The 24,734-nt window shown below is 56.3% G+C and carries 25 protein-coding genes and 1 other RNA gene; 9 read left to right on the top strand and 17 right to left on the bottom strand.

Translation table 11 applies throughout. From position 1 onward, the window contains the following. Positions 1-5 precede the first annotated feature (5 nt). From gatZ to garD, 3 genes are all read right to left on the bottom strand, one after another. Complete coding sequence (gene gatZ, locus EH164_RS02705) at positions 6-1,280, bottom strand: tagatose-bisphosphate aldolase subunit GatZ (RefSeq protein ID WP_124967204.1); 1,275 nt, start codon at positions 1,278-1,280, stop codon at positions 6-8. 26 nt (positions 1,281-1,306) lie between these two features. Then, a complete protein-coding gene (locus tag EH164_RS02710; protein WP_124967205.1) occupies positions 1,307-2,161 on the bottom strand; it encodes a tagatose bisphosphate family class II aldolase in 855 nt (284 codons plus the stop codon). A 188-nt stretch (positions 2,162-2,349) separates the two neighbouring features. Further along, complete coding sequence (garD, locus tag EH164_RS02715) at positions 2,350-3,921, bottom strand: galactarate dehydratase (protein ID WP_023480764.1); 1,572 nt, start codon at positions 3,919-3,921, stop codon at positions 2,350-2,352. A 419-nt stretch (positions 3,922-4,340) separates the two neighbouring features. Between garD and EH164_RS02720 the strand changes: the two genes are divergently transcribed. From EH164_RS02720 to EH164_RS02745, 6 genes are all read left to right on the top strand, one after another. Next, entirely contained in the window at positions 4,341-5,675 is a 1,335-nt protein-coding gene (locus tag EH164_RS02720) for an MFS transporter (RefSeq protein WP_124967206.1), read from the top strand. A gap of 26 nt (positions 5,676-5,701) precedes the next feature. Then, complete coding sequence (garL, locus tag EH164_RS02725; protein ID WP_023480795.1) at positions 5,702-6,472, top strand: 2-dehydro-3-deoxyglucarate aldolase; 771 nt, start codon at positions 5,702-5,704, stop codon at positions 6,470-6,472. Positions 6,473-6,502: 30 nt separating this feature from the next. After that, on the top strand, positions 6,503-7,393 hold the full coding sequence (gene garR, locus EH164_RS02730; protein ID WP_023480910.1) for a 2-hydroxy-3-oxopropionate reductase: 891 nt from the start codon (positions 6,503-6,505) through the stop codon (positions 7,391-7,393). Between the two features lie 102 nt (positions 7,394-7,495). Then, positions 7,496-8,641: a glycerate 2-kinase gene (gene garK / locus EH164_RS02735; protein WP_124967207.1), complete on the top strand. Its 1,146-nt coding sequence runs from the start codon at positions 7,496-7,498 to the stop codon at positions 8,639-8,641. Positions 8,642-8,673: 32 nt separating this feature from the next. Continuing rightward, positions 8,674-9,052: RNase P RNA component class A (gene rnpB / locus EH164_RS02740), an RNA gene on the top strand. Between the two features lie 803 nt (positions 9,053-9,855). Then, positions 9,856-10,608: a glutamine amidotransferase gene (locus EH164_RS02745; protein ID WP_124967208.1), complete on the top strand. Its 753-nt coding sequence runs from the start codon at positions 9,856-9,858 to the stop codon at positions 10,606-10,608. A 39-nt stretch (positions 10,609-10,647) separates the two neighbouring features. Here the strand turns inward: EH164_RS02745 and EH164_RS22535 are convergent, their stop codons facing one another. Further along, positions 10,648-10,812, bottom strand: a complete 165-nt coding sequence (locus EH164_RS22535; RefSeq protein WP_023480931.1) for a hypothetical protein — start codon at positions 10,810-10,812, stop codon at positions 10,648-10,650. Positions 10,813-10,837: 25 nt separating this feature from the next. Continuing rightward, positions 10,838-11,539, bottom strand: coding sequence for a pirin family protein (locus tag EH164_RS02750; protein WP_023480793.1), 702 nt, complete (start codon positions 11,537-11,539; stop codon positions 10,838-10,840). Positions 11,540-11,644: 105 nt separating this feature from the next. Between EH164_RS02750 and EH164_RS02755 the strand changes: the two genes are divergently transcribed. Further along, positions 11,645-12,541 carry a LysR family transcriptional regulator gene (locus EH164_RS02755; RefSeq protein WP_023480756.1) on the top strand — a complete coding sequence of 299 codons (897 nt, stop codon included), beginning with the start codon at positions 11,645-11,647 and terminating at the stop codon, positions 12,539-12,541. 2 nt (positions 12,542-12,543) lie between these two features. Here EH164_RS02755 and EH164_RS02760 read toward each other — a convergent pair whose 3' ends face one another. From EH164_RS02760 to EH164_RS02810, 11 genes are all read right to left on the bottom strand, one after another. Continuing rightward, entirely contained in the window at positions 12,544-12,924 is a 381-nt protein-coding gene (locus EH164_RS02760; protein WP_023481024.1) for a DUF805 domain-containing protein, read from the bottom strand. A gap of 124 nt (positions 12,925-13,048) precedes the next feature. After that, on the bottom strand, positions 13,049-14,035 hold the full coding sequence (locus tag EH164_RS02765) for a glutathione S-transferase family protein (RefSeq protein ID WP_124967209.1): 987 nt from the start codon (positions 14,033-14,035) through the stop codon (positions 13,049-13,051). Between the two features lie 74 nt (positions 14,036-14,109). Then, positions 14,110-14,502 (bottom strand): DoxX family protein, encoded by a 393-nt coding sequence (locus EH164_RS02770; protein ID WP_023480714.1) that lies wholly within the window; start codon positions 14,500-14,502, stop codon positions 14,110-14,112. 212 nt (positions 14,503-14,714) lie between these two features. Continuing rightward, positions 14,715-15,005 carry a YqjK-like family protein gene (locus tag EH164_RS02775; protein ID WP_023480843.1) on the bottom strand — a complete coding sequence of 97 codons (291 nt, stop codon included), beginning with the start codon at positions 15,003-15,005 and terminating at the stop codon, positions 14,715-14,717. Continuing rightward, a complete protein-coding gene (locus EH164_RS02780) occupies positions 15,002-15,400 on the bottom strand; it encodes a phage holin family protein (protein ID WP_034813644.1) in 399 nt (132 codons plus the stop codon). The genes EH164_RS02775 and EH164_RS02780 overlap by 4 nt, the downstream gene beginning before the upstream one ends. A 1-nt stretch (position 15,401) precedes the next feature. After that, on the bottom strand, positions 15,402-15,704 hold the full coding sequence (locus EH164_RS02785; RefSeq protein WP_023480772.1) for a YqjD family protein: 303 nt from the start codon (positions 15,702-15,704) through the stop codon (positions 15,402-15,404). A gap of 38 nt (positions 15,705-15,742) precedes the next feature. Next, positions 15,743-16,111: a DUF1090 domain-containing protein gene (locus tag EH164_RS02790; protein WP_124967210.1), complete on the bottom strand. Its 369-nt coding sequence runs from the start codon at positions 16,109-16,111 to the stop codon at positions 15,743-15,745. Positions 16,112-16,256: 145 nt separating this feature from the next. Beyond that, on the bottom strand, positions 16,257-16,643 hold the full coding sequence (gene mzrA / locus EH164_RS02795) for an EnvZ/OmpR regulon moderator MzrA (protein WP_023480845.1): 387 nt from the start codon (positions 16,641-16,643) through the stop codon (positions 16,257-16,259). A gap of 6 nt (positions 16,644-16,649) precedes the next feature. Continuing rightward, a complete protein-coding gene (yqjA, locus tag EH164_RS02800; protein WP_023481014.1) occupies positions 16,650-17,312 on the bottom strand; it encodes a DedA family general envelope maintenance protein YqjA in 663 nt (220 codons plus the stop codon). A 333-nt stretch (positions 17,313-17,645) separates the two neighbouring features. Further along, entirely contained in the window at positions 17,646-18,422 is a 777-nt protein-coding gene (gene exuR / locus EH164_RS02805) for a transcriptional regulator ExuR (protein WP_124967211.1), read from the bottom strand. A 120-nt stretch (positions 18,423-18,542) separates the two neighbouring features. Then, the gene (locus EH164_RS02810; protein ID WP_023480791.1) at positions 18,543-19,844 is read right to left on the bottom strand and encodes an MFS transporter; all 1,302 of its coding nucleotides are present in this window, start codon (positions 19,842-19,844) and stop codon (positions 18,543-18,545) included. A gap of 466 nt (positions 19,845-20,310) precedes the next feature. On the opposite strand from EH164_RS02810, the gene uxaC reads away from it, so the two are divergent. Both uxaC and EH164_RS02820 read left to right on the top strand, forming a co-directional pair. Beyond that, positions 20,311-21,723, top strand: coding sequence for a glucuronate isomerase (gene uxaC / locus EH164_RS02815; protein ID WP_124967212.1), 1,413 nt, complete (start codon positions 20,311-20,313; stop codon positions 21,721-21,723). A gap of 17 nt (positions 21,724-21,740) precedes the next feature. Next, positions 21,741-23,228, top strand: a complete 1,488-nt coding sequence (locus tag EH164_RS02820; RefSeq protein WP_124967213.1) for a UxaA family hydrolase — start codon at positions 21,741-21,743, stop codon at positions 23,226-23,228. A 71-nt stretch (positions 23,229-23,299) separates the two neighbouring features. On the opposite strand, the gene sstT is transcribed toward EH164_RS02820, so the two are convergent. Continuing rightward, positions 23,300-24,544, bottom strand: a complete 1,245-nt coding sequence (sstT, locus tag EH164_RS02825) for a serine/threonine transporter SstT (RefSeq protein WP_124967214.1) — start codon at positions 24,542-24,544, stop codon at positions 23,300-23,302. Between the last annotated feature and the right edge of the window lie 190 nt (positions 24,545-24,734).

Below are 24,734 nucleotides of genomic sequence, written 5' to 3' on the forward strand. Positions count from 1 at the left end.
TCCGCTTAACAGGCAGTTTCAGGGGCGCATCCGTAGCGATAGGCACGCAATACGTCCTGTATTTTGTCAATAATCAGGCTGCGTGGCGTTGTGACTATCTCGTTTAGCGACGCGCGTTCCAGTTGTAGAGGCATAAACTGGCTAATCAGCCCCAGCGGCAGCCTGACGGTGTCGAGATTCGCGAGCAATTTTTCCACCGCCTGGCGGATGCGCGGGTGGGGCCAGTAGTAGCGGATGCGGTCAGAGAGGCTGAAGTGGATATCGACCATCGCCTGGCTCCAGGTGGGGTGGTAATACTTCTTCCAGTAGTCCGGCTCGTTGAGCATCACTTCGTCAATCACCTCCAGCACCCGGCTACGGCTCTCCGGAGCAATCAGCTCATTTTCCATCTGCGCGAGGGCGAAAATCGCTTCGCGCATGGCAAAGGTCAGCGCCGGGCCAACTTTCAGGATGGCGAAATGATCGCGTACCAGCGCGCGATAGGCGTGGCGGGACTGGTAATCCGTTGAGTGGGCTTCATAGACCATCGGCGTCTGACGGATCCAGCCGGAAAGCGCTTCGGCGGCCTGAGGCTGGTAATGAATCACCTGCGTATGATCGAACTCCACCCCGGGCTGAACCACGATGGCGATAATCCGCTTCATCGCCGCTTCAAGCCCCAGCGCTTCGAAGGCGACACGGTGAGTTTCCAGCGTGCGCGCGGCATCTTCTACATGGGTAACGTGCACCGTGTTGATGCTGCTGGCCTCGCCGCCCGGCACCGGTACTTCCGTGCCGATGACATAGGTCAGCGCTGTTTTCTGCGCCTCGCTTGCCGTCTGCTCCGCCGCCAGACAGAGACGCGCGGCACGCTCCGCCACCACCTGCGGATCCAGCGGAACGGGATCGTCCGCGCAGGACATTGAGGCATCGAGGTGGATCTTGCTAAACCCGGCGGCAACGTAAGCTTCGATCAGCGCGATCGCTTTCTCCATCGCCGCGTCGGCATGTTCGTTCTGCCAGCAGTTAGGCCCGAGGTGATCGCCGCCGAGGATCAGCCGCTCCAGCGGGAAGCCGACCTCGTGGGCGATGGCATAGACAAAGTCGCGGAAATCGGCCGGCTGCATACCGGTATAGCCGCCAAATTGGTTAACCTGGTTGGATGTCGCTTCGATCAGCACGCTGTTACCGGTATGCAAATCGAAGCGCAGCGCGGCTTCAATCACTAACGGATGGGCCGAGCAGACGGAACAGATGCCAAGGTGCTCTCCCGCTTTATGGCGGGCAATAATCTCTTTCACGGGATTCTCCGGTTAAATGGGTGGGCTTACAGCTTTCCTTCGCAGCCGCAATCGTGGATGACTTTGCGTACCACATCCTTCATGGCGGCTTTGGCCGGTACCATGTAGTGGCGCGGATCGCTGGCATTCGGGTTTGAGAGCAGGTACGCCTTAAGCGCGTCGGAAAAGGCGATTTTGAGTTCGGTGGCGACGTTGACCTTGCAGACGCCAAGGCCGATAGCGCGGCGAATATCGGCTTCAGGCAGGCCGGAAGCGCCGTGTAACACCAGCGGAACTTCGACGGCCTGGCGAATCTCCGCCAGCCTGTCAAAATCGAGTTTCGGCTCCTCACTGTAGAGGCCGTGTGCGGTACCGATCGCCACCGCAAGCGAGTCGATGCCGCTCTTTTCGATAAAATCCTGCGCCTGCTGTGGATTGGTAAAGCGTGTGTCTTTGGCGTCGACGATCAGATCGTCCTCCTGACCACCAAGACGACCCAATTCCGCCTCGACGCTGACGTCATAGCGGTGGCAGTAGTCGGTAACGGCTTTGACCACTGCCACATTTTCCGCGTAGGGGAGGTGCGAGCCGTCGATCATCACCGAGCGCACCCCGGCGTGTACTTTGCGCTCGATATCGGCAAGCTCTTCATGGTGATCGAGGTGGATCGCCAGCGGTTGGTTGTAGGTTTTTGCCAGATCGGCGGCGATGGCAACAATATTGCCGATCCCGGCGTAGCTAAAGGTCCCTGGTGTACCCGCTACAATCAGCGGTGAGCGCAACTCGGCGGCGGTCTCAACGACAACCTGAAGCGTTTCGAGGTTGTGGATATTAAAGGCAGGCACCGCGTAGCCCTCGCGCTGCGCCTTAGTGAGCATGGTTTTTGTTGAAATGATAAACATCCTGCCTCCGAACCCTTTCGTTTATTTTCTTCGAAAGAAGATATAGTCTTTCGGAATGCTTTTTTGTGATTTGAATCGTAAAAGCGAAACTTTCGAAAGGGAGGGAAAGAGAATGAAAGGAAGAGGGGCAAAAAAAAGCATGGCCGGAGCCATGCTAAGGGTGAGGTTTATACATCTTCTTGCGGGGATCAGGTCACCGGTGCCGGGTTAAACACCGCCAGCTGGTTGTGCAATCCCCATTGATCGGAAAAGGTTTTTTTGCGCCCGCTGGCGACATCGAGAATAAAGTGGAACAGCTTCCAGCCCACCTCTTCAATGCTCTCTTCACCGGTGGCGATAGTGCCCGCGTTAATATCCATCAAGTCATACCAGCGGTTTGCCAGCTCGGTACGGGTCGCCATTTTGATCACCGGTACCGCCATCAACCCATAGGGCGTGCCGCGACCGGTGGTAAAGACCTGCACGGTAATGCCGGAGGCGACCTGCTGGGTGCCGCAGACGAAATCGCTGGCCGGTGTGGCGGCGTAGATCAGGCCGCGTTTGGTCGGGCGCTGGCCGGGGGAGAGCACCTCGGAAATGGCGCTCTTGCCTGATTTGGCAATCGAGCCCAGCGCTTTTTCCACCACGTTAGCCAGCCCGCCTTTTTTGTTGCCGGGCGACGGGTTAGCGCTGCGGTCGGTTTTGCCAAGATCGAGGTAATTATCGTACCAGGCCATCTCTTCCAGCAGGCGTTTGCCCACCTCTTCGTTAATCGCGCGCGGGGTGAGCAGGTGGATAGCGTCGCGCACTTCCGTCACTTCCGAGAACATCACCGTGCCGCCGCAGCGGATCAGCAGATCGGAAGCAAAGCCCACCGCCGGGTTAGCGGTCACACCGGAGAAGGCGTCGCTGCCGCCGCATTGCATTCCAACCACCAGTTCCGAAGCCGGGCAGGTTTCGCGTTTGCGCTGGTTGAGTTTTATCAGATGCCGCTCGGCGACCTGCAGAATGTCATCCACCATTGAGCGGAAGCCCACGTGATGCTCATCCTGCAAACGCACAATGCTGGCACCGTCAGCCGGGATTGCCTGCACATCATCCGTTCCCTGTAGCAGCCGTTCCGGCTGTAATTTTTCACAGCCGAGGCCAATCACCATCACTTCGCCGCCGAAGTTCGGGTTAAGGGAGATGTTGTGGATAGTGCGAATTGGGATCACCGCCGCCGGGGCATTAATCGCCACGCCGCAGCCGTAAAGGTGATTGAGGCCAACCACGCCGTCGACATTGGGGTATTTTGGCAGCAGATCGCGTTCGATCAGCTTCACCACATAATCCACCACCCCGGCAACGCAGTGCACGCTGGTGGTTAAGCCGAGCAGATTTTTCGTGCCGACGCTGCCATCCGCATTGCGGTAGCCTTCGAAGGTGTACCCTTCCAGTGGCGGCAAGGGCTCGGGCACTTTGGTCGCCAGCGGCAGGGTGTTGAGCGGAGGGGCCGTCGGCAACTCAACGAGGGATTCATCGATCCAGCTGCCGCGCGGGATCGGGCGCACGGCATAGCCGATCACTTCGCCATAGCGCACGATCTCGCCGTGATGAGGAATATCGACCAGCGCGACTTTATGCCCCTGCGGAATATGTTCAATCAGTTCCAGACCATCCGGGAAGCGGGTACCGGCTTTTAAGCCGTTGTCGTTAACGATAATCGCGACATTATCGGTGTCGTGAACCTTAATATAAAATGCGCCAGGCATTTGCTCTCTTATTTCAATGTCGGACATTATTAATTTATCTCCCGCTCACTGTACGCTGCATCACTCACAATAGAGAAACCAGTTATTTACTCTGGAATTAATATCAGCAAGAAAAGTCTTGTTTACTGGAAATAAGAATGTCAGGTGTTCAACTATTAAAATGTGATGCATATCACTTATTAACGCCGGGCCGCATGCTGCGCGGCGGCATAATGCAAGAAGTGTGCATCAGCGCCCAGCTTTATGGGCATATGCTCAAAATAATCTTTCATGATAGTTAAAAAATTGAGCAAGGTTACAATGTGTGCTCTCCCGGCGCTGTTTATACTGAGGGCTAATTAAATCTCTGTATCTGTTATCTGAATTAACTCTACGTCGTTAAATATCATCAGATAAACCACCCAAATAAATATATTTAAAAGTTAGCGGTGTCCGAGGAAATTAAAATGGCTATTGAACAAACCGTCGAAGCAAAACGGGCGATTCCTACCCGTTATTTAATTCTGCTGATTATATTTATTGTCACCGCAGTTAACTACGCTGACCGTGCCACGCTCTCTATTGCCGGAACTGATGTCGCCAAAGAGCTGCAACTCGATTCCGTCTCAATGGGTTACATCTTCTCCGCCTTCGGCTGGGCCTACCTGCTGATGCAGATCCCCGGCGGCTGGCTGCTCGACCGCTTCGGCTCCAAACGCGTCTACACTTACAGCCTCTTTTTCTGGTCGCTCTTCACTTTCTTGCAGGGTTTTGTCGATGTATTCCCGCTCGCCTGGGCCGGGGTGTCGATGTTTATCATGCGCTTTATGCTCGGCTTCTCTGAAGCGCCCTCCTTCCCGGCGAATGCGCGCATCGTTGCGGCCTGGTTTCCGGCAAAGGAGCGCGGTACCGCCTCGGCGCTCTTTAACTCAGCGCAATACTTCTCGCTGGCGCTCTTCTCGCCGCTGCTCGGCTGGCTGACCTACGCCTGGGGCTGGGAGCACGTCTTTACCGTCATGGGCGGGATCGGTTTTGTATTGACCTTCGCGTGGGTGAAATTTGTGCACAACCCAACCGACCATCCGCGTATGACCCGCGAAGAGCTGGATTACATTGCGGCGAACGGTGCGGTGGTTGATATGGACCACAAAAAAGCGGGCGACGATAAAAAAGCCGGGCCGAAGCTGGATTACATCAAGCAGTTGTTGAGCAACCGCATGATGCTGGGCATCTTCTTTGGGCAGTACTTCCTCAACACCATCACCTGGTTCTTTCTCACCTGGTTTCCCATCTACCTGGTGCAGGAGAAGGGGATGTCGATCCTCAAAGTGGGCTTTGTGGCCTCCATTCCGGCGCTGTGCGGCTTTGTCGGCGGCGTGCTGGGCGGTCTCTTCTCCGATTACCTGATTAAACGTGGCTCATCCCTGACCGTGGCGCGTAAAGTGCCTATCGTGATGGGGATGCTGCTCGCTTCCAGCATTATCCTCTGTAACTACACCGACAACACCGTGCTGGTGGTCGCGCTGATGGCGCTGGCCTTCTTCGGCAAAGGTTTTGGGGCGCTCGGCTGGCCGGTGATTTCCGACGTCGCGCCAAAAGAGATTGTCGGCCTGTGCGGCGGCGTGTTTAACGTCTTTGGTAATGTGGCCTCTATCGCGACGCCGCTGGTTATTGGCTACATGGTAAAAGAGTTGCACTCCTTCAACGGCGCGCTGGTGTTCGTCGGCTGTTCCGCCCTGATGATGATGGTCTGTTACCTGTTTGTCGTCGGCGACATCAAACGTATGGAACTGAAGAAATAAGCACCAACACATTTAAGGTACAAAAGATGACTAACGATATCTTCCCTAACAAATTCAAGGCCGCGCTGGCCGCGCAGCAGGTTCAGATTGGCTGCTGGTCTGCGCTGGGTAGCCATATCAGCACGGAAGTGCTCGGGCTTGCGGGTTTCGACTGGCTGCTGCTCGACGGCGAACACGCGCCCAATGATGTGCTCACTTTTGTACCGCAGCTGATGGCGCTCAAAGGCAGCGTCAGCGCGCCGGTTGTACGCGTGCCGACCAACGATGCGGTGATCATTAAGCGCCTGCTTGATATCGGTTTCTATAACTTCCTGATTCCCTTCGTCGAGAGTGAAGAGGATGCGCTGCTGGCCGTAGCGGCGACCCGCTATCCGCCGGAAGGCATTCGCGGCGTCTCCGTATCGCACCGCGCCAATATGTTCGGCACCGTGCCGGATTACTTCCGCCAGTCCAACGCCAATATCTCGATTCTGGTGCAGATAGAGAGCCAGGCGGGCGTCGATAACCTCGACGCGATCCTCTCGACCGACGGCGTGGACGGCGTGTTTGTCGGGCCAAGTGACCTGGCGGCGACGCTCGGTTACCTCGGCAATGCCGCGCACCCGGAAGTGCAACGCACCATTCAACACATTTTCGCCCGCGCGAAGGCGCACAACAAACCGAGCGGCATCCTGGCACCGGTTGAGGCTGACGCGCGTCGTTACCTGGAGTGGGGCGCGACGGTGGTTGCCGTCGGCAGCGATCTGGGCGTATTCCGTGCGGCGACGCAGCGACTCGCCGACGCCTTTAAAAAATAACCTCACCACCTGAAAGAGAGAGACGCAATTATGACGATGAAAGTCGGTTTCATTGGCCTCGGCATCATGGGTAAACCCATGAGTAAAAACCTCATCAAAGCCGGTTACTCACTGGTGGTCGTCGACCGCAACAGTGATGCGGTGGGCGAGCTTGTTGCCGCCGGTGCCGAAACCGCGAGCAATGCCAAAGCCATCGCCGAGCAGTGTGATGTGATCATCACCATGCTGCCGAACTCGCCGCATGTGAAAGAGGTGGCGCTGGGTGAAGGCGGCATTATTGAAGGGGCGAGAGCGGGCACGGTGCTGATCGATATGAGCTCCATTGCGCCGCTGGCAAGCCGTGAAATCAGCGAAGCACTGAAAGCGAAAGGTGTGGAGATGCTGGATGCGCCGGTCAGCGGCGGCGAACCCAAAGCGATCGACGGCACGCTCTCTGTGATGGTTGGCGGCGATAAAGCGGTGTTTGATAAGCACTACGACCTGATGAAAGCGATGGCAGGATCGGTGGTGCATACCGGTGATATCGGTGCGGGGAACGTCACCAAGCTGGCAAACCAGGTGATTGTCGCGCTTAACATTGCCGCGATGTCGGAAGCCTTAACCCTGGCGACGAAAGCGGGCGTTAACCCGGATCTGGTCTTCCAGGCGATTCGCGGCGGTCTTGCGGGCAGCACCGTGCTGGAGGCGAAAGCGCCGATGGTGATGGATCGCAACTTTAAACCGGGTTTCCGAATCGATCTGCATATTAAAGATCTGGCGAATGCGCTGGATACCTCGCACGGCGTGGGTGCACAGCTGCCGCTGACCGCCGCGGTGATGGAGATGATGCAGGCCTTGCGTGCAGACGGCATGGGCACCTCCGATCACAGCGCGCTGGCGTGCTACTACGAGAAACTGGCGAAAGTCGAAGTCACTCGTTAATCAGAAAGGGCGCAGGCGCGCCCTTGCTTCTCTTGATCTCCACCTTTTCAGGCTACCTCTGGCCTGCAGGGTGACGTGCGCGGCTTGACCAGGCTCACCACTATGAAAATCGTAATCGCCCCAGACTCTTATAAAGAAAGCCTCTCTGCGACGCAGGTCGCGCAGGCAATAGAAAAAGGATTTCGGGAGATCTTTCCCGATGCGCACTATGTCTCTGTTCCGGTCGCGGATGGCGGTGAAGGTACCGTTGAGGCGATGATCGCCGCCACGCAGGGCGCTTTGCACACCGCCCGCGTGACCGGCCCGCTGGGCGAGCCGGTTGAAGCCTGCTGGGGAAGCTCGGGCGATGGCGCGACCGCTTTTATTGAGATGGCGGCGGCAAGCGGGCTGGCACTGGTCGCGCCCGAATTACGTAATCCGTTAATTACCACGTCGCGCGGCACCGGAGAGCTTATTTTGCAGGCGCTGGATAAGGGGGCGAGCAACATTATCATCGGCATTGGCGGCAGCGCGACCAATGATGGCGGAGCCGGTATGGTGCAGGCACTGGGCGCGCGTCTTATGGATGCTAACGGCAAAGAGATTGGTCACGGCGGCGGAAGCCTGATCGGCCTTAATCAAATCGATCTCTCCGGCCTCGATCCGCGCTTGCAGGATTGTACGATCCGCGTGGCCTGCGATGTGACCAACCCGCTCACCGGCGAGAGCGGCGCGTCGCGTATTTTCGGCCCGCAAAAAGGGGCGACGGAAGCGATGATCGTCGAGCTGGATCGCAGCCTGGATCACTTCGCCGCGGTGATCAAAAAAGATCTGCATATCGATGTGAAGCGTGTTCCGGGATCGGGCGCGGCGGGCGGTATGGGCGCGGCGCTGATGGCGTTTCTCGGCGCGGAGCTGCGCAGCGGCATTGAGATTGTTACCCAGGCGCTCAATCTGGAGGAGCATATTCACGACTGCACGCTGGTAGTGACGGGCGAAGGGCGCATCGACAGCCAGAGCATTCACGGCAAAGTGCCGGTGGGTGTGGCGCAGGTAGCGAAAAAATACCATAAGCCGGTGATTGGTATCGCCGGTAGTTTGACCAGCGATGTCGGCGTGGTGCATCAGTACGGTATCGACGCGGTGTTCAGTGTGTTGACCACTATCGGCACGCTGGAGGAGGCGTTTCGCGGCGCGTTTGACAACATTTACCGCGCCTCACGAAATATCGCGGCGACCCTGGCGGTGGGAATGTCGACGGAAGGGTGACACGCGGGCGCAAACCCTCTATACTGCGCGCCGAAGCTGACCAGACAGTCGCCGCTTCGTCGTCGTCCTCTTCGGGGGAGACGGGCGGAGGGGAGGAAAGTCCGGGCTCCATAGGGCAGGGTGCCAGGTAACGCCTGGGAGGCGCAAGCCTACGACCAGTGCAACAGAGAGCAAACCGCCGATGGCCCGCGCAAGCGGGATCAGGTAAGGGTGAAAGGGTGCGGTAAGAGCGCACCGCGCGTCTGGCAACAGTTCGCGGCACGGTAAACTCCACCCGGAGCAAGGCCAAATAGGGGTTCACAAGGTACGGCCCGTACTGAACCCGGGTAGGCTGCTTGAGCCAGTGAGCGATTGCTGGCCTAGATGAATGACTGTCCACGACAGAACCCGGCTTATCGGTCAGTTTCACCTCTTAAAAAACCCCGCCTCGGCGGGGTTTTTGCTTTTCCTGGCCAACAACAACAGCTGACCCCGGCATTTACGTAGGCCGGATAAGGCGCGAGCCGCTATCCGGCGATGGATGCAAATGCCTGATGGCGCTGCGCTTATCAGGCCTACCACGACAGCTGAACCCGGCATTTGTGTAGGCCGGATAAGGCGCGAGCCGCCATCCGGCAATGGATGCAAATGCCTGATGGCGCTGCGCTTATCAGGCCTACAACGACTGCTCCCGGCATTCGCGTAGGCCGGATAAGGCGTAAGCCGCCATCCGGCATTGGGTGCAACCGCCTGATGGCGCTGCGCTTATCAGGCCTACAACGACCGCTCCCGGCATTCGCGTAGGCCGGATAAGGCGTAAGCCGCCATCCGGCGGTGGGTGCAATGCCTGATGGCGCTGCGCTTATCAGGCCTACCACGACAGCTCCCGACACTTGCGTAGGCCGGATAAGGCGCGAGCCGCCATCCGGCAATGGATGCAAATGCCTGATGGCGCTGCGCTTATCAGGCCTACCACGACAGCTCCCGGCATTCGCGTAGGCCGGATAAGGCGCGAGCCGCCATCCGGCGGTGGATGCAATGCCTGATGGCGCTGCGCTTATCAGGCCTACAAATTGCGCTTATCGGGCCTACGAACGGCTTCGACGCTGGGTTTTTTTACGCTCTCTAAGCCGATTCTGTCTAATTCATAAACAATTAATCGATCATCCTGGCGGCGAAACGCGTTAACCTGTCTGGCACATGTCTATTTTTTCGCCATGGGAGGCGTTGCTGTTATGGAACAAAAATCGATTTTGATTCTCCAGATGGGGAACGCTCCACAGACCATGCGCGACGCGCACGGCGATGTGCCGCTCTGGTTTTGCCAACTGCTGGGATGCGAACTTGATGATGTCGAGGTGATCCGCGTTTTCGAAGGCGAAGCGCTGCCGGCACCGGATCCGCGCCGGGCGGCGATCATCACCGGATCCTGGGCGATGGTTACGGACAGATTGCCCTGGAGCGAGCAGACCGCCGCGTGGATCCGCGAGGCGATGGCGGTGGAAATGCCGCTGTTTGGCGTCTGTTATGGTCATCAACTGATGGCCTGGGCGCTGGGCGGCGATGTGCAGTATCACAAAGAGGGTCGTGAAGCGGGAACCAAAACCGTTTATCTCAATGCCGCCGCGGCTCACGATCCGCTGCTTACGCATCTTGAAGAGAGCTTTCCCGCGCACCTGACTCATCGACAGACGGTTACCCGTTTACCCATTGGCGCTACGGTTTTGGGCGCATCGGTGCACGATCCGCATCAGATCGTGCGTTACGGGCCGAATGCGTTTTCGGTGCAGTTTCACCCCGAAATGCGACCGGAGATCGCCACCGATCTGCTACGGCTTAACCGTCCCCATATCGAAAAAGAGGGGGGCGATACCGACAGCTTGATCGCAGGCGTCATACCCGCGCCGGGGGCAGCAGAGATTTTACGGCGGTTTATGCAGGAGGCGTTCAGGGAGGAGAGGGCGCTTTCACTGCGCGCGGCCTCATAAAGGCAGGAACAGAACCCCGGCGTGCGCCGGGGCTGGCAATCAGGCGGCTTCTTCTTCCTCAGCAAGACGGACAACGGCTTCTTCGACGATCACTTCCAGTTCCGTCAGCATCTCTTCAAACCCGAACGCCTGGTTTGCGGCGGCGGAACTCTCCTGGCTCGTGGTGACACGATCGAACGAACTGTACATAGTGCGGATACTCATTTACTCACCTGATAAAAAATGTTCATTACACCGGTAAATCAACCAACAGCGCGCGAAGGGGCGTGTCGGCGACCAGCGTGATAGTGGCTTCATCACGAATGAAAGCGCCGTCACCGCAGGTGAGGGCCTCTTGCTCTTTGTGATGGGTGACGGCATGCACCGTCCCGTGAATGGACTGCAGATAGGCTCGCGGTCCGTGTAATTCGATTTTCAGCTCTTCGCCTTTATTCAGCGAAATATGGTGCAGCCAGACCTGCTGGCGCAGTTGCAGGCTACCTTTGTCGCCATCCGGCGAAGCCAGCAACTGGCAGGCATCATCAGCAAGGGTCAGCTTCTGCACCGGCGCGTTTTCCCGCTCCGGGCAGGCATCCAGCCATAGCTGCATGCGCGTAAGCGACTTGTCTTTACTCAGATTGTGCTCACTGTAACTGATGCCAGGCTGGGTTGCGATAAGCAGCGCTTCACCCGCTTTTGCCTGCACATGATGACCTTCGCTGTCGCGGTACTCCGCTTCACCTTCCAGAATCAGGTTCAGAATATCCACTTTCGGGTAGGCGCGCGGCTGAAAAGAAGCCCCTGGTGCGAGCACTTCCTGGTTCAACACGCGCAGTGACGCATAACCCAGCAGTTTGGGATCAAAGTAGTGTCCAAAGGAGAAGGTGTAGCGGGCTTTAAGCCAGCCGAAGTCAGCTTGTCCGCACTGTTTTGCCGTTCGGGTAGTAATCATTATTCTTGACCTCTCTTTACTTAAAACAATGTTAAAGGGATGGACGCTGCATTGTTAGCCAGATATTCTGCCCGGTATGTTCAAATTTCCTGAATGAGAACACCTATGGCCAAAGAAAGGGCACTGACGCTGGAAGCACTGCGCGTGATGGATGCGATTGACCGCCGCGGTAGCTTTGCCGCCGCTGCGGATGAACTGGGGCGTGTCCCCTCCGCGCTCAGCTACACCATGCAAAAACTTGAAGAAGAACTGGATGTGGTGCTGTTTGACCGCTCCGGCCACCGTACTAAATTCACTAATGTCGGGCGTATGCTGCTGGAGCGCGGGCGCGTTCTGCTGGAAGCGGCTGATAAGTTGACGACCGATGCCGAAGCGCTGGCACGCGGCTGGGAAACCCATTTAACGCTGGTAACGGAAGCGCTGGTGCCAACGGTAGAGCTCTTTCCGCTGGTGGAGAGGCTGGCGGCGAAAGCCACTACTCAGCTATCGATTATCACCGAAGTGCTGGCAGGTGCCTGGGAGCGGCTCGAGCAGGGGCGGGCGGATATTGTTATCGCGCCGGATATGCACTTTCGCTCTTCGTCGGAGATCAACTCCCGCAAGCTCTATACCGTGATGAACGTCTATGTCGCCGCGCCCGAGCACCCGATTCATCAGGAGCCGGAGCCGCTCTCTGAGATCACACGCGTGAAGTATCGCGGCGTGGCGGTGGCAGATACCGCCCGCGAACGCCCGGTGCTTACGGTTCAGTTGCTGGATAAACAGCCGAGGCTGACGGTCAGTACAATTGAAGATAAACGCCAGGCGCTACTCGCCGGGCTGGGCGTCGCCACCATGCCCTATCCGTTAGTTGAGCGTGATATTGCCGAGGGCCGCCTGCGCGTAGTCAGCCCGGAGTACAGCGGCCAGGTGGATATTATTATGGCCTGGCGCCGCGACAGTATGGGCGAGGGCAAAGCCTGGTGTCTGCGCGAGATCCCCAAGCTTTTTGCCGGTAAATAACGCTACGCGCCGCGCTCGGTCGCATGCACGGTTTGCGGGAAGGGCTGCGGTTCCGGGCCGAACTCATTCTCCTGCGGCGTGCCGCGCTGGCTATAAAACGCGAGCAGCACCAGCGAGCCAAACAGCGGAATAATCATCAGCAGCAGCCAGCGCCAGCTGCGGTTGGTGTCATGCAGGCGGCGCACCTGTACCGCCAGCGTCGGCACCAGCATCAGCAGGGCATAAACAAGGCTTAAGATGTGGTGCCAACCCACGATACGATCAATCACATTCAGCACGCCGAACAGGATGATGTTAACGAGTGTGAACATCCAGAATTCGCGGCGATGGGCGCGTCCGTGGAAAGTGGCGTAATTACGAAGTACCCAGAAATACCAGTCCATTTTTACCTCGGTCAACGGTCAATCCGTTGTTTTAACAACGATAACAGTAAGAATAGACGGCAAATTTACAAAGGGATAAGTCGGGCGGGGAATTATTTGGGCGCGATGTGACGCGCCCGAAAGTTCAGGAAAAACGGCTGTCACGACCGTGCGGTTCATCAAGATCCTGCCATGGGCCGATGGAGATAATCCCCGTCGGGTTCAGCGTCTTATGGCTGCGATAGTAGTGATTGCGGATATGCGCGAAATCAACCGTCTCGGCGATGCCCGGCATCTGGTAGATGTCGCGCAGGAAGCCATGCAGGTTGAGGTAATCACTGATGCGGCGCTTATCGCATTTAAAGTGCGTCACATAGACCGGATCGAAGCGCACCAGCGTTGTCCATAAACGGATATCCGCTTCGGTCAGGCGATCGCCCGTCAAATAGCGGTGCCGTCCGAGGATCTGCTCCAGGCGCTCCAGCGCGCTAAACACACCGGTTACCGCTTCATCATAGGCCTGCTGGCTGGTGGCGAAACCGGCTTTATAAACGCCGTTATTCACATTGTCGTAGATCCAGCCATTCAGCTCGTCAATCTTCTCGCGCAGTTCAGGCGGGTAGTAATCCCCGGCTTTAGCACCCAGCCCGTCGAATGCGGTATTGAACATGCGAATAATATCCGCCGATTCATTGCTGACGATGGTGTGATTCTTCTTATCCCATACCACAGGCACCGTTACGCGCCCTGTGTAGTGCGGATCGGCATGCAGGTAGAGCTGGTAGAGAAACTCATGCTGATAGAGCGCGTCACCCGTGGCAGCGGGAAAATCATCGCCAAAGGTCCAGCCATTTTCCAGCATCAGCGGATGCACGACCGAAACCGGTAAAAACGGCTCCAGGCTTTTCAGCTTACGCAGGATCAGCGTGCGGTGTGCCCAGGGGCAGGCGAGCGAAACATAGAGATGGTAGCGATCTTTTTCAGCGGCAAAACCGCCTTCGCCAGAGGGGCCGGCAGCGCCATCGGCGGTCAGCCAGTTGCGAAACGCCGATTCTGAACGTTTAAAGCGCCCGCCGGTGGATTTGGTGTCATACCAGGTGTCGTGCCAGACGCCGTCAATCAGTTGTCCCATTGCTGCTTCTCCTTCTGATAGCAAAAGCGAGGAGTAAACTCCTCGCTTTGGTGTATTCAGTCAGTATAGAGCGCTTACCACTTTTTATTCAGTACGCGGTCAATGCTGAACGCGCCAGGACCGGTGATGCCCAGCAGCAGGTAGCCGCCAGCGATGGTCAGGTTTTTCATGAACATAATGGAGTTCGCGCCTTCCGCAAAGTTGTTGTGGAAGATAAACGCCGTCAGCAGCGTAAAGCCAGCGGTGAACAGCGCGGTAGTACGGGTGAGGAAGCCGAACAGAATGGCCAGACCGCCGCCAAACTCAAGCAGGATGGTCAGCGGCAAAAAGAAGCCCGGTACGCCCATCGATTCCATATATTGCTGAGTGCCTGCATAGCCGGTGATTTTGCCCCAGCCTGCAACGATAAACAGGATCGGCATCAGAATACGAGCAACCAGGAAACCAACATCTTCTAATTTTTTCATCTTTCTCTCCAGGAACCGCATAGGCGCTATGCAGTAAAAATTGTGTAAGAAACGGCGTGTGCCGCGGGCTTGCAGTTGATGGAGAGGATAGTAATCGCGGAGTGAAAATATTGTTAGCTAGGAAAACTGTCGAAATCTTTCAAAAAAATTGCCTAAGCACAAAAGCAAACGGGCGATCCCAGGATCGCCCGTGTTAGCAAGCAAGTGACGCTTTAGCGCTGCGCATTAACGGTGGATTTCACCAGCCGCCACATGCTCCAGGCGCCGAAACCGCGTCTGGCCCAGCGCACCAGCATATTGGGGTGGCGAACAGTCCAGATAGCCATTGCGCTACTGCCTACCAGCGCCCATGAGCGCAGGCTTAACAGCGTGTTCCAGCCGCGATCGTAAGCGCCGGTGGCTTCAAGCCAGTCCCGACGCCCGGCGGTAAGATCCAGACGTTGCTGCTGGATCATGCTGAGCAATTGCGCTTTACGCTTCAGACGTTCGGCTTTGCTGCTCACGATTTATCGTCCTCCAGCAAGGCGCGATCGTTCGACAACTCCTGACGCGTGTGACGCAGCAGTGTCGAGGCCCGCGCTTTACGCAGTGTCGAAATGCCGCCTATCAGCGCCAGCACCAGTAACACTACGGTGGTTGCAATCATCACATTCAAGCGATATTGCGGATCGACGGCCCAAATAATTAGCACCATCAGACTCATCAGGCCAAATGCAGCGAAAAGCATGGTCAGCCCCACCATCAGGAGCAGCTGGAATAAGTTGGCTTTCTCTTCTTCAAGCTCAACAACCGCCAGCCGCAGGCGGGTCTCAACCATTTCAACCAGAATGGTCAGCATACGCTGACCAATCCCGAGCGCGCTTTTGCCAGGCCCTTGCGCGTATCGTGAATCCGCCATATCAGCGACGCGACATCAGAACGCCTAACACCACGCCGATTGCGGCGCCGATGCCAACGCTGGCCCACGGATTGTCACGCACGTACTCATCGGTACGGGCAGCGGCTTCGCGGGTCTGGCGAGCAATAACATCGCCGGTATCGCCCAGGCGGTCGCGGCTGTTACGCAGCGCTTTTTCCGCTTTGGTACGCAGCTTGCTCAGCTCTTCTTTCGATTTTTCACCAGAATTACCCAGCACTTCTTCCAGGGTGTCCGCCAGCGATTTCAACTCAGCGCGCAGATGGTCAGCATTATCTTTCGACATAATTCTCTCCAGGTAAGTGTGTGGTCATTTCCATTTAATCAGTAGTCACGCCCTTCAAGAGATTTCAGCTCCTGCTGAGCCTCTTTCAGCTTGTGCTCCCGCTTGTGTATCTTGTCCGCATCGCCTTTCTCTTTCGCTTCGCTCAGGTCACGACGGCGCTCGGCAATCTCTTCTTTCTGTTCAGCGATTTTCTTCTGATGCGCAGCGCGCAGCTTCTCATCAGAACAGTTGGCGCGAACTTCACGCAGGGCTTTATTCAACCCGTCAATACGGCTCTGATTGTTATGCTTTTCGGCATAGCTGATTTCGCGTTGGATCTCATGCTCCTTTTCCTGACACGGGGAAGCAGCATGGGAAAGAGCGCTAACGGAAAAAAGAGCCAGCGCCATAGCGATGCGGTTTTTCATAATCGATAACCTTCCGTTGTTAGCTGGCGAAACAGGGTACGCCAGCATCCAGTTACGTAATGTGAACCCTGGTCCCGTTACTCAAGCATAGTTAAGTAACGGCTAAACACCAAAGTTAGTGAAAAGATTCAGAATCCTGGAGAGATTATCCGAATCGATGCGTGCTGTTGCGCAGGCGGTTAAGCCACGCAGAAGTTTGGGTGTCGGCGTCATCCTGAGCGGCAATGACATACCCCTGGGGGAGAGTGCGATCCAGCACGGCCTTGGCGGCCGCGCTCTGCTCGCTGGAGTCGAATTTAATCAGCAGGGTGTCATCCTGCGGGGTAATGCTTTTAAAGTGAATACCGTTGGCGTCAAGGTGATGCCAGATGGAGAAGCCATCCGGCACGGTAATGTTTTGCGTCAGCGGGCGGATCGCAAGCGTCGACTCGCGATTTTGCACCGCCGTCCAGGCGAGAAACAGCACGCAAAAGAGCGCCGCCGCAGTGAGGCTTGTAAATACCCAGCGCAGAAAAGGCGCACGCAGTTCCATTGTCTTTTAACTCCGATTGCTATGTTTTTTCTTCCACAACACCACCAGCGAGCCAACCAGGCCAATCACCAGCAGCACCACCGGAAGCAGCATCAAACAGGACATCAGCGCATCTTCATACTTTTTAAACACCGGCGTGATGCCCAACAGGTAACCCAGCGTTGTCAGGATCAGCACCCACAGCAGGCCGCTCATCCAGTTGAAAAATTGAAAACGCGTATTGCTCAGACCAGAGAGTCCGGCAATAGTTGGCAGCAATGTGCGAACAAATGCGATAAAGCGCCCAACTAACAGCGCCGACAGCCCATGTTTATGGAACAGATGGTGCGCGCGCTGGTGATAGTGGGCCGGAAGATGAGAGAGCCATTTCTGCACCAGCCGCGTGTTGCCAAGCCAGCGCCCCTGAATGTAGCTCAGCCAGCAGCCGGTACTTGCGGCAACGGTCAGCAGCAGCAGGGTTTGCGGATAGCCCAGCGCACCTTTGGCAATCAATACGCCAACCAGCACCAGCAGGCTATCACCGGGCAGAAACGCCGCCGGCAGCAAACCGTTTTCCAGAAATAAAATGACAAATAAAACGAAATAGAGCATGCCGATCATGCCAGGCTGCGACAGCGTCTCAAAATCCTGGCTCCAAAGGGCGTGAAGTAACTGGCTTAAAAGTTCCATTCGGTGTTCCTGGTACATCGGTTTACGTCACGTCTGCTACGTACGAAACAGCACGGCGATACGTTCTCATACATTATGGTCGCTCGTGGCACATCCGGTGCAGGGGTCATCCTGGTGAGGCGCTGTGAGCAAGCGCTGACTCACACAGAAGCGAAATGCATCCAATTGTAACAAAGGCTGAGGTAATGCGTCAGTCAGAAAAGCGCTCAGAAGTGATTTTGCCGGGGGAAGGCGGAAAGAGGCGAGGGTATTTACACACGCTGACACTCTATACTTTTCACTTACCCAAAATTCTTACAGGCGCGATGTAAGTGTGCGCCTGCAGAGGATTTTTTATTTCGTGCCGTTAGCGGCCGCATCGAGATGAACCACCGGGTTGTCGGCGAAGAGATAGCGGTCGGCGTTGAACTCAAAGTCGTCGCTGGTTTCGTTAAACAGCATCTGTTTGGTGTTTTCAAGATGCTGCCACATCGCCAGTTTCGCGCCGTGGGGATCTTTACGGATCAGCGCTTTCAGAATCTGGTCATGATCGTCGCACCAGTTATCAACGGTGCGCAGATCGATATGGTCGTGCAGTTTCTTCCAGTAGGGGTTGTGCACGCGCTGCGTCCACATCTTTTCAACGATAGCGGCCAGGGCCGTATTCTGCGTTGCCAGCGCCACCTGTACGTGGAACTGCAAATCCCATTCGGAGTCGCGAAAGCACTTCTCTTTGCGGGCTTTATCCTGAATCTCCATCAGCTTCATGATGTCCTGCTTCGTTACCTGTGTAGCAGCGAACTCCGCAATATTGCTCTCAATCAGCTGGCGCGCCTGCAGCAGCTCAAAAGGACCGTAGCTGGCGAACTCAAGATTCTCATCCGGCGCTTGTGTATGGCGCGCCTGGTTGCAGATGACATGAATGCCGGAGCCTTTACGCACTTCGACATACCCTTCCACCTCAAGCATGATGATCGCTTCACGCACCACGGTCCGGCTGACGCTCTTCTCATCGGCGATAAAGCGTTCGGCGGGCAGCTTCTCTCCCACAAGATAAACGCCTTGCTCAATCCGGCTTTTAAGCTCGGCGGCAAGTTGTTGGTAGAGACGTCGTGGTTCGGAGATTTCCATACAGGCTCCAGAGGAGAGGGCAATAATAGGATTTGTTATACCACTTTTAGCGCCTTCTCACCATTGTCAATAACGAAAAAGCCGCCCTCAGGCGGCTTTAAATAGTTTTAAAAAAGCGGGCTAACTCTGTGCGGCGGGCGAGCCGACAGCCTGCTCTTTTGCTACCTCTTCGGCAGATTTGTTTTTCAGCACCGTCCAGATGAGCACTGCACCCATCAGGTCAAACAGCGCCAGTACAGCGAATAGCGGGCTAAAGCCGATGGTATCCGCCAGCGCACCCACTACCAGGGCGAACATGGTGCTTGCCATCCACGCCGCCATCCCGGTCAGGCCGTTGGCAGTTGCCACTTCGTTACGACCAAAGACGTCGGAAGAGAGCGTAATCAGCGCGCCGGAGAGAGACTGGTGCGCAAAGCCGCCGATACAGAGCAGGCCAATCGCCACATACGGGCTGGTGAAGAGACCAATCATGCCTGGGCCAATCATCAGCAGCGCGCCCATGGTGACCACCATTTTACGCGAGACAATCAGGTTCACGCCGAAGATGCGCTGGAACAGCGGCGGCAGATAACCGCCCACGATACAACCGAGATCCGCGAACAGCATCGGCATCCAGGCGAACATCGCAATCTCTTTCAGGTTAAAACCATACACTTTGAACATGAACAGCGGGATCCAGGCGTTAAAGGTACCCCATGCTGGCTCAGCCAGAAAACGCGGCAGCGCGATACCCCAGAACTGGCGGGTGCCCAGGATCTGGCGAACAGACATTTTCTTGCCGTTGTTAGTCTGATGCTGTGCTTCCTGGCCGCCGATGATGTATTCACGCTCCTCTTCGCTCAATTTTTTCTGATCGCGCGGGTGCTTATAGAAGATGAGCCAGGCCATCGCCCAGATAAAGCTCAGTACGCCGGAGATAATGAACGCCATCTCCCAGCTGTGCATAACGATCGCCCATACCACCAGCGGTGGTGCAATCATCGCACCAATTGACGAACCGACGTTGAAGTAGCCGACGGCGATGGAGCGCTCTTTTGCCGGGAACCATTCAGAAGCCGCTTTCAGGCCCGCCGGGATCATCGCTGCTTCAGCTGCGCCCACCGCGCCGCGCGCCAGTGCCAGACCGCCCCAGCTGCCAGCCAGTGCGGTCGCGCCGCAGAAGATGGCCCAGGTAATTGCGAAGAAGGCGTAACCAATTTTGGTGCCGAGAACGTCGAGGACGTAGCCTGCAACCGGCTGCATGATGGTGTAGGCCGCGGAATAGGCCGCGATGATATACGAATATTGCTGAGTCGAAATGTGCAACTCTTCCATCAACGTGGGAGCGGCTGCCGCTATGGTGTTACGTGTCAGGTAGCCAAGCACGGTGCCGACCGTCACCAGCGCTATCATGTACCAACGTAATCCTTTGATTTTACGCATGTAAACCTCATCGTTATGTTATTACCGCTTGCGCGGACACCCTTCGCTCGCATCGGAGGGTGGAAACGGGAGGGCGTAACCGGAAAGAGGTTCCGCTACGGCCCAAGCCTGCCATCAGTAAACGTTCTGTTTGTAAGTCGGCGTCCGTACCGTTAATTCCGATTAACGTTTTATCGGGAATGCATTCCGTCGGGTTATCAATTCGACGGCAGCAAGATAACTTGTCATACAACTTGAAAAGGTGAGTGACATCACAAAAGCGTTTTTCTTTGTGTGGTCTTTAATTCAGGCGTGGAGAGCCAGATTTGGCGCGGCCTGGCCGGGGATTTAACGAATTAGCGTGTCAGTTTTTGTCTGCTTTTATTGATCCAACTCACGAAAATACCTTCGGTCTATAGAAATTGGTGTGATAACTTTGACAGCATTAAGGTAGACATCAGACGCACTCGTTGAGAGGAAGACGATAATGACCCCGTTTATGACCGAAGATTTCCTGCTAGATACCGAATTTGCCCGCCGTCTGTACCACGACTACGCCAAAGACCAGCCGATTTTTGACTACCACTGCCACCTGCCGCCGCAGCAGATCGCGGAAGATTACCGTTTCAAAAACTTGTATGACATCTGGTTGAAAGGTGACCACTACAAGTGGCGTGCGATGCGCACTAACGGCGTGCCGGAGCGTCTCTGTACCGGCGATGCGTCGGATCGTGAGAAGTTTGACGCCTGGGCGGCGACCGTACCGCACACTATCGGCAACCCGTTATACCACTGGACACATCTTGAGCTGCGCCGCCCGTTTGGTATTACAGGTAAGCTGCTGTCACCCGCGACGGCTGATGAGATCTGGGAGCGCGGTAACGCACTGCTGGCGCAGGATAGCTTCTCCGCGCGCGGCATCATGCAGCAGATGAACGTCAAAATGGTCGGCACCACCGATGACCCGATTGACTCTCTGGAGCACCACGCGGCGATCGCCAAAGAGACGAATTTCAGCACCAAAGTGCTGCCGAGCTGGCGTCCGGATAAAGCCTTCAATATTGAGCAGGCGACCTTTAACGACTATATGGCGAAACTGGGTGAAGTCTCTGATACCGAGATCCGCCGCTTTACCGATTTGCAAACCGCGCTAACCAAACGCCTCGATCACTTTGCCGCGCACGGCTGTAAAGTCTCTGACCACGCGCTGGACGTGGTGCTGTTTGCTGAAGCCTCTGAAGCAGAGCTCGACGCTATTCTTGCGCGTCGCCTGGCGGGTGAAACCCTGAGCGAAAAAGAGGTGGCGCAGTTTAAAACCGCGGTGCTGGTGTGGCTCGGCGCGGAGTATGCCCGTCGCGAATGGGTGCAGCAGTACCATATCGGCGCGCTGCGTAATAACAACCAGCGTCAGTTCAAACTGCTCGGCCCGGATGTCGGCTTCGACTCTATTAACGACCGTCCGCTGGCGGAAGAGCTCTCTAAACTGCTGAGCAAGCAGAATGAAGATAACCTGCTGCCGAAAACCATCCTTTACTGCCTGAACCCGCGCGATAACGAAGTGCTGGGTACGATGATTGGCAACTTCCAGGGCGAAGGCATGCCGGGCAAAATGCAGTTCGGCTCCGGCTGGTGGTTTAACGATCAGAAAGATGGCATGGAGCGTCAGATGACCCAGCTTGCGCAGCTTGGCCTGCTGAGCCGCTTTGTCGGCATGCTGACCGACAGCCGCAGCTTCCTCTCTTATACCCGTCATGAATATTTCCGCCGCATCCTCTGCCAGATGATTGGCCGCTGGGTGGAAGCGGGCGAAGCCCCGGCTGACATTCAACTGCTGGGTGAAATGGTGAAAAACATCTGCTTTAACAATGCGCGTGATTACTTCGCGATTGAACTGAACTAGGGCCGTTTGAGGTTGATATGCAATACATCAAGATCCATTCGCTGGATAACGTCGCAGTAGCGCTGGCCGATCTTGCCGAAGGCGCGGAAGTCATTATCGACAACCAGACCGTACAGCTGCGCCAGGCCGTATCGCGCGGGCATAAGTTTGCGCTGCACGCCATTAAGCAGGGCGAAAATATTGTCAAATATGGTCTGCCGATTGGTCATGCGACGTCAGATATCGCGTCGGGCGAGTATATCCATTCCCACAATGCGCGGACGAACCTCAGCGATCTGGACGAGTATAGCTATCAACCTGATTTTCAGGATGAGGGCAGCCAGGCGGGCGATCGTGACGTGCAGATCTACCGCCGGGCGAATGGGGAAGTGGGGATCCGTAATGAGTTATGGATCCTGCCGACGGTCGGCTGCGTCAATGGCATCGCCCGTCAGATCCAGAACCGCTTCCTGAAAGAGACCCACGACGCCGAAGATATCGACGGCGTTTACCTCTTCAGCCACACCTACGGCTGTTCACAACTGGGCGATGACCACATCAACACGCGCACCATGCTGCAAAATATGGTGCGTCATCCAAATGCGGGCGCGGTGCTGGTGATTGGCCTTGGGTGTGAAAACAACCAGGTTGACGCTTTCCGCCAGACGCTGGGTGAATTTGATGCTGACCGCGTCCACTTCATGGTCTGCCAACACCAGGATGACGAAGTGGAAGCGGGGCTTGAGCATCTGCACGCGCTCTATGAGGCGATGCGTAACGATAAGCGCGAGCCGGGTAAACTGAGCGAGCTGAAGTTTGGCCTCGAGTGTGGCGGCTCTGACGGGCTTTCCGGTATTACCGCCAACCCGATGCTGGGCCGTTTCTCTGATTATGTGATTGGCAACGGCGGCACCACGGTGCTGACCGAAGTGCCGGAGATGTTCGGCGCTGAGCGCATTCTGATGAGCCATTGCCGCGACGAAAGTACCTTTGAGAAGACCGTGACCATGGTTAACGACTTCAAACAGTACTTTATCGCCCACAATCAGCCGATCTATGAGAACCCGTCGCCGGGCAACAAAGCGGGCGGCATCACTACGCTTGAAGAGAAGTCGCTGGGCTGCACGCAGAAAGCGGGTGCCAGTCAGGTGGTTGACGTACTGCGCTACGGCGAGCGTCTGCAAACCCACGGACTCAATTTGCTGAGCGCGCCGGGCAACGATGCAGTGGCAACCAGCGCGTTAGCCGGTGCCGGCTGCCATATGGTGCTGTTCAGCACCGGTCGCGGGACGCCCTACGGCGGTTTTGTGCCGACGGTGAAAATTGCCACCAACAGTGAGCTGGCAGCCAAAAAGAGACACTGGATCGATTTTGATGCAGGTCAGTTGATCCACGGCAAAGCAATGCCGCAGCTATTGGAGGAGTTTGTTGATGTGATTGTAGAGATCGCCAACGGCAAGCAGACCTGCAATGAGAAAAATGATTTCCGTGAGTTAGCCATCTTCAAAAGTGGTGTAACTTTATAAATCGCACTGAGGTGCAGTAAGCAAAGCGGCGCTACCCTGACAGCGCCGCTTTTTTTTGGCTTCTCCGCTGGTCAGCTACGCAGCGCGTTCTTTACCAGCCGCTCATCTTCCGCCTGACACACCGCAGCGGTAAACAGCACATCGGTTGAGGAGTTGAGTGCGGTTTCGCAGGAGTCCTGCAACACGCCGATGATAAAGCCGACCGCCACCACCTGCATGGCAACATCATTAGAGATACCAAACATGTTGCAGGCCAGCGGGATGAGTAGCAGCGAGCCGCCCGCCACGCCGGATGCGCCGCAGGCACAGAGCGAAGCCACCACGCTTAGCAGCAGTGCCGTCGGCAGATCGACAGTAATGCCCAGCGTATGCACCGCCGCCAGCGCCAGCACGGTAATGGTGATCGCCGCGCCCGCCATATTAATCGTCGCCCCAAGCGGAATGGAGACCGAGTAGGTGTCGCGATCGAGATTGAGCTTTTCACACAGCGTCATATTGACCGGGATATTCGCCGCCGAGCTGCGGGTGAAAAAGGCCGTTACGCCGCTTTCGCGCAGGCAGGTAAAGACCAGCGGGTAGGGGTTGCGGCGGATCTTCCAGTAGACCAGCAGCGGGTTAATGACCAGTGCGACAAACGCCATGCAGCCCACCAGCACCACCAGCAGTTGCGCATAGCCTAACAGCGCACCGAAACCAGAGGTGGCAAGGGTCGAGGAGACGAGACCGAAAATGCCAATCGGCGCAAAGCGGATCACGATCCGCACCATAAAGGTGACGGCACCCGACATATCCTGCACCATCTTTTTCGTCGTCTCGCTGCTGTGACGCAGGGCAAAACCCAGCCCGACGGCCCACACCAGAATGCCGATATAGTTGGCATTCATGATTGCTGTTACCGGGTTGGCGATCATGCTGGTCAGCAAGCCGCGCAGCACCTCGACAATGCCGGAAGGTGGCGTTACATCGCTGGCACCTGGGACTAACTGCAAAGTGGAGGGGAAGAGGAAACTTGCCAGCACGGCAGTAAGCGCAGCGGTAAACGTACCTAATAAATAGAGCACCAGTACCGGACGAAGGTGAGTGCGCTGGCCCTGCTGATGCCCGGCAATGGACGCCATCACCAGCATCAGTACCAGCACCGGCGCAACGGCTTTTAAGGCGCTGACAAATAGCGTACCGAAAATACCGGTAGCGATAGCGGCGGGCGTCGAGATCCACGCAAGTAAAATCCCCAGAACGAGGCCAAGAAGAATCTGTTTCACCAGGCTGCCATCAACGAAACGTTGCAGCAACCCTGACGAGCGGTGCGTTGTCATGCCATTTTCCTTTCGTGTTGTGGAATCACATCCCGCTGCTCTTTTAAACAGAGCTTTGTCAGGATGTAACAATTGTTTGCTGAAAGGAGTATATGAACTCTGCGGCAACAGGGAAGAGCGGGAAGCGTACTTTTACGCGCTGGCGCGGCTTTTTTTATTAGTGATGTTAGCGTTTTGTGACAAAGGCGAC

This window comes from Kosakonia sp. CCTCC M2018092 (genome assembly GCF_003864115.1).
GTDB classification, from domain to species: Bacteria; Pseudomonadota; Gammaproteobacteria; order Enterobacterales; family Enterobacteriaceae; genus Kosakonia; species Kosakonia cowanii.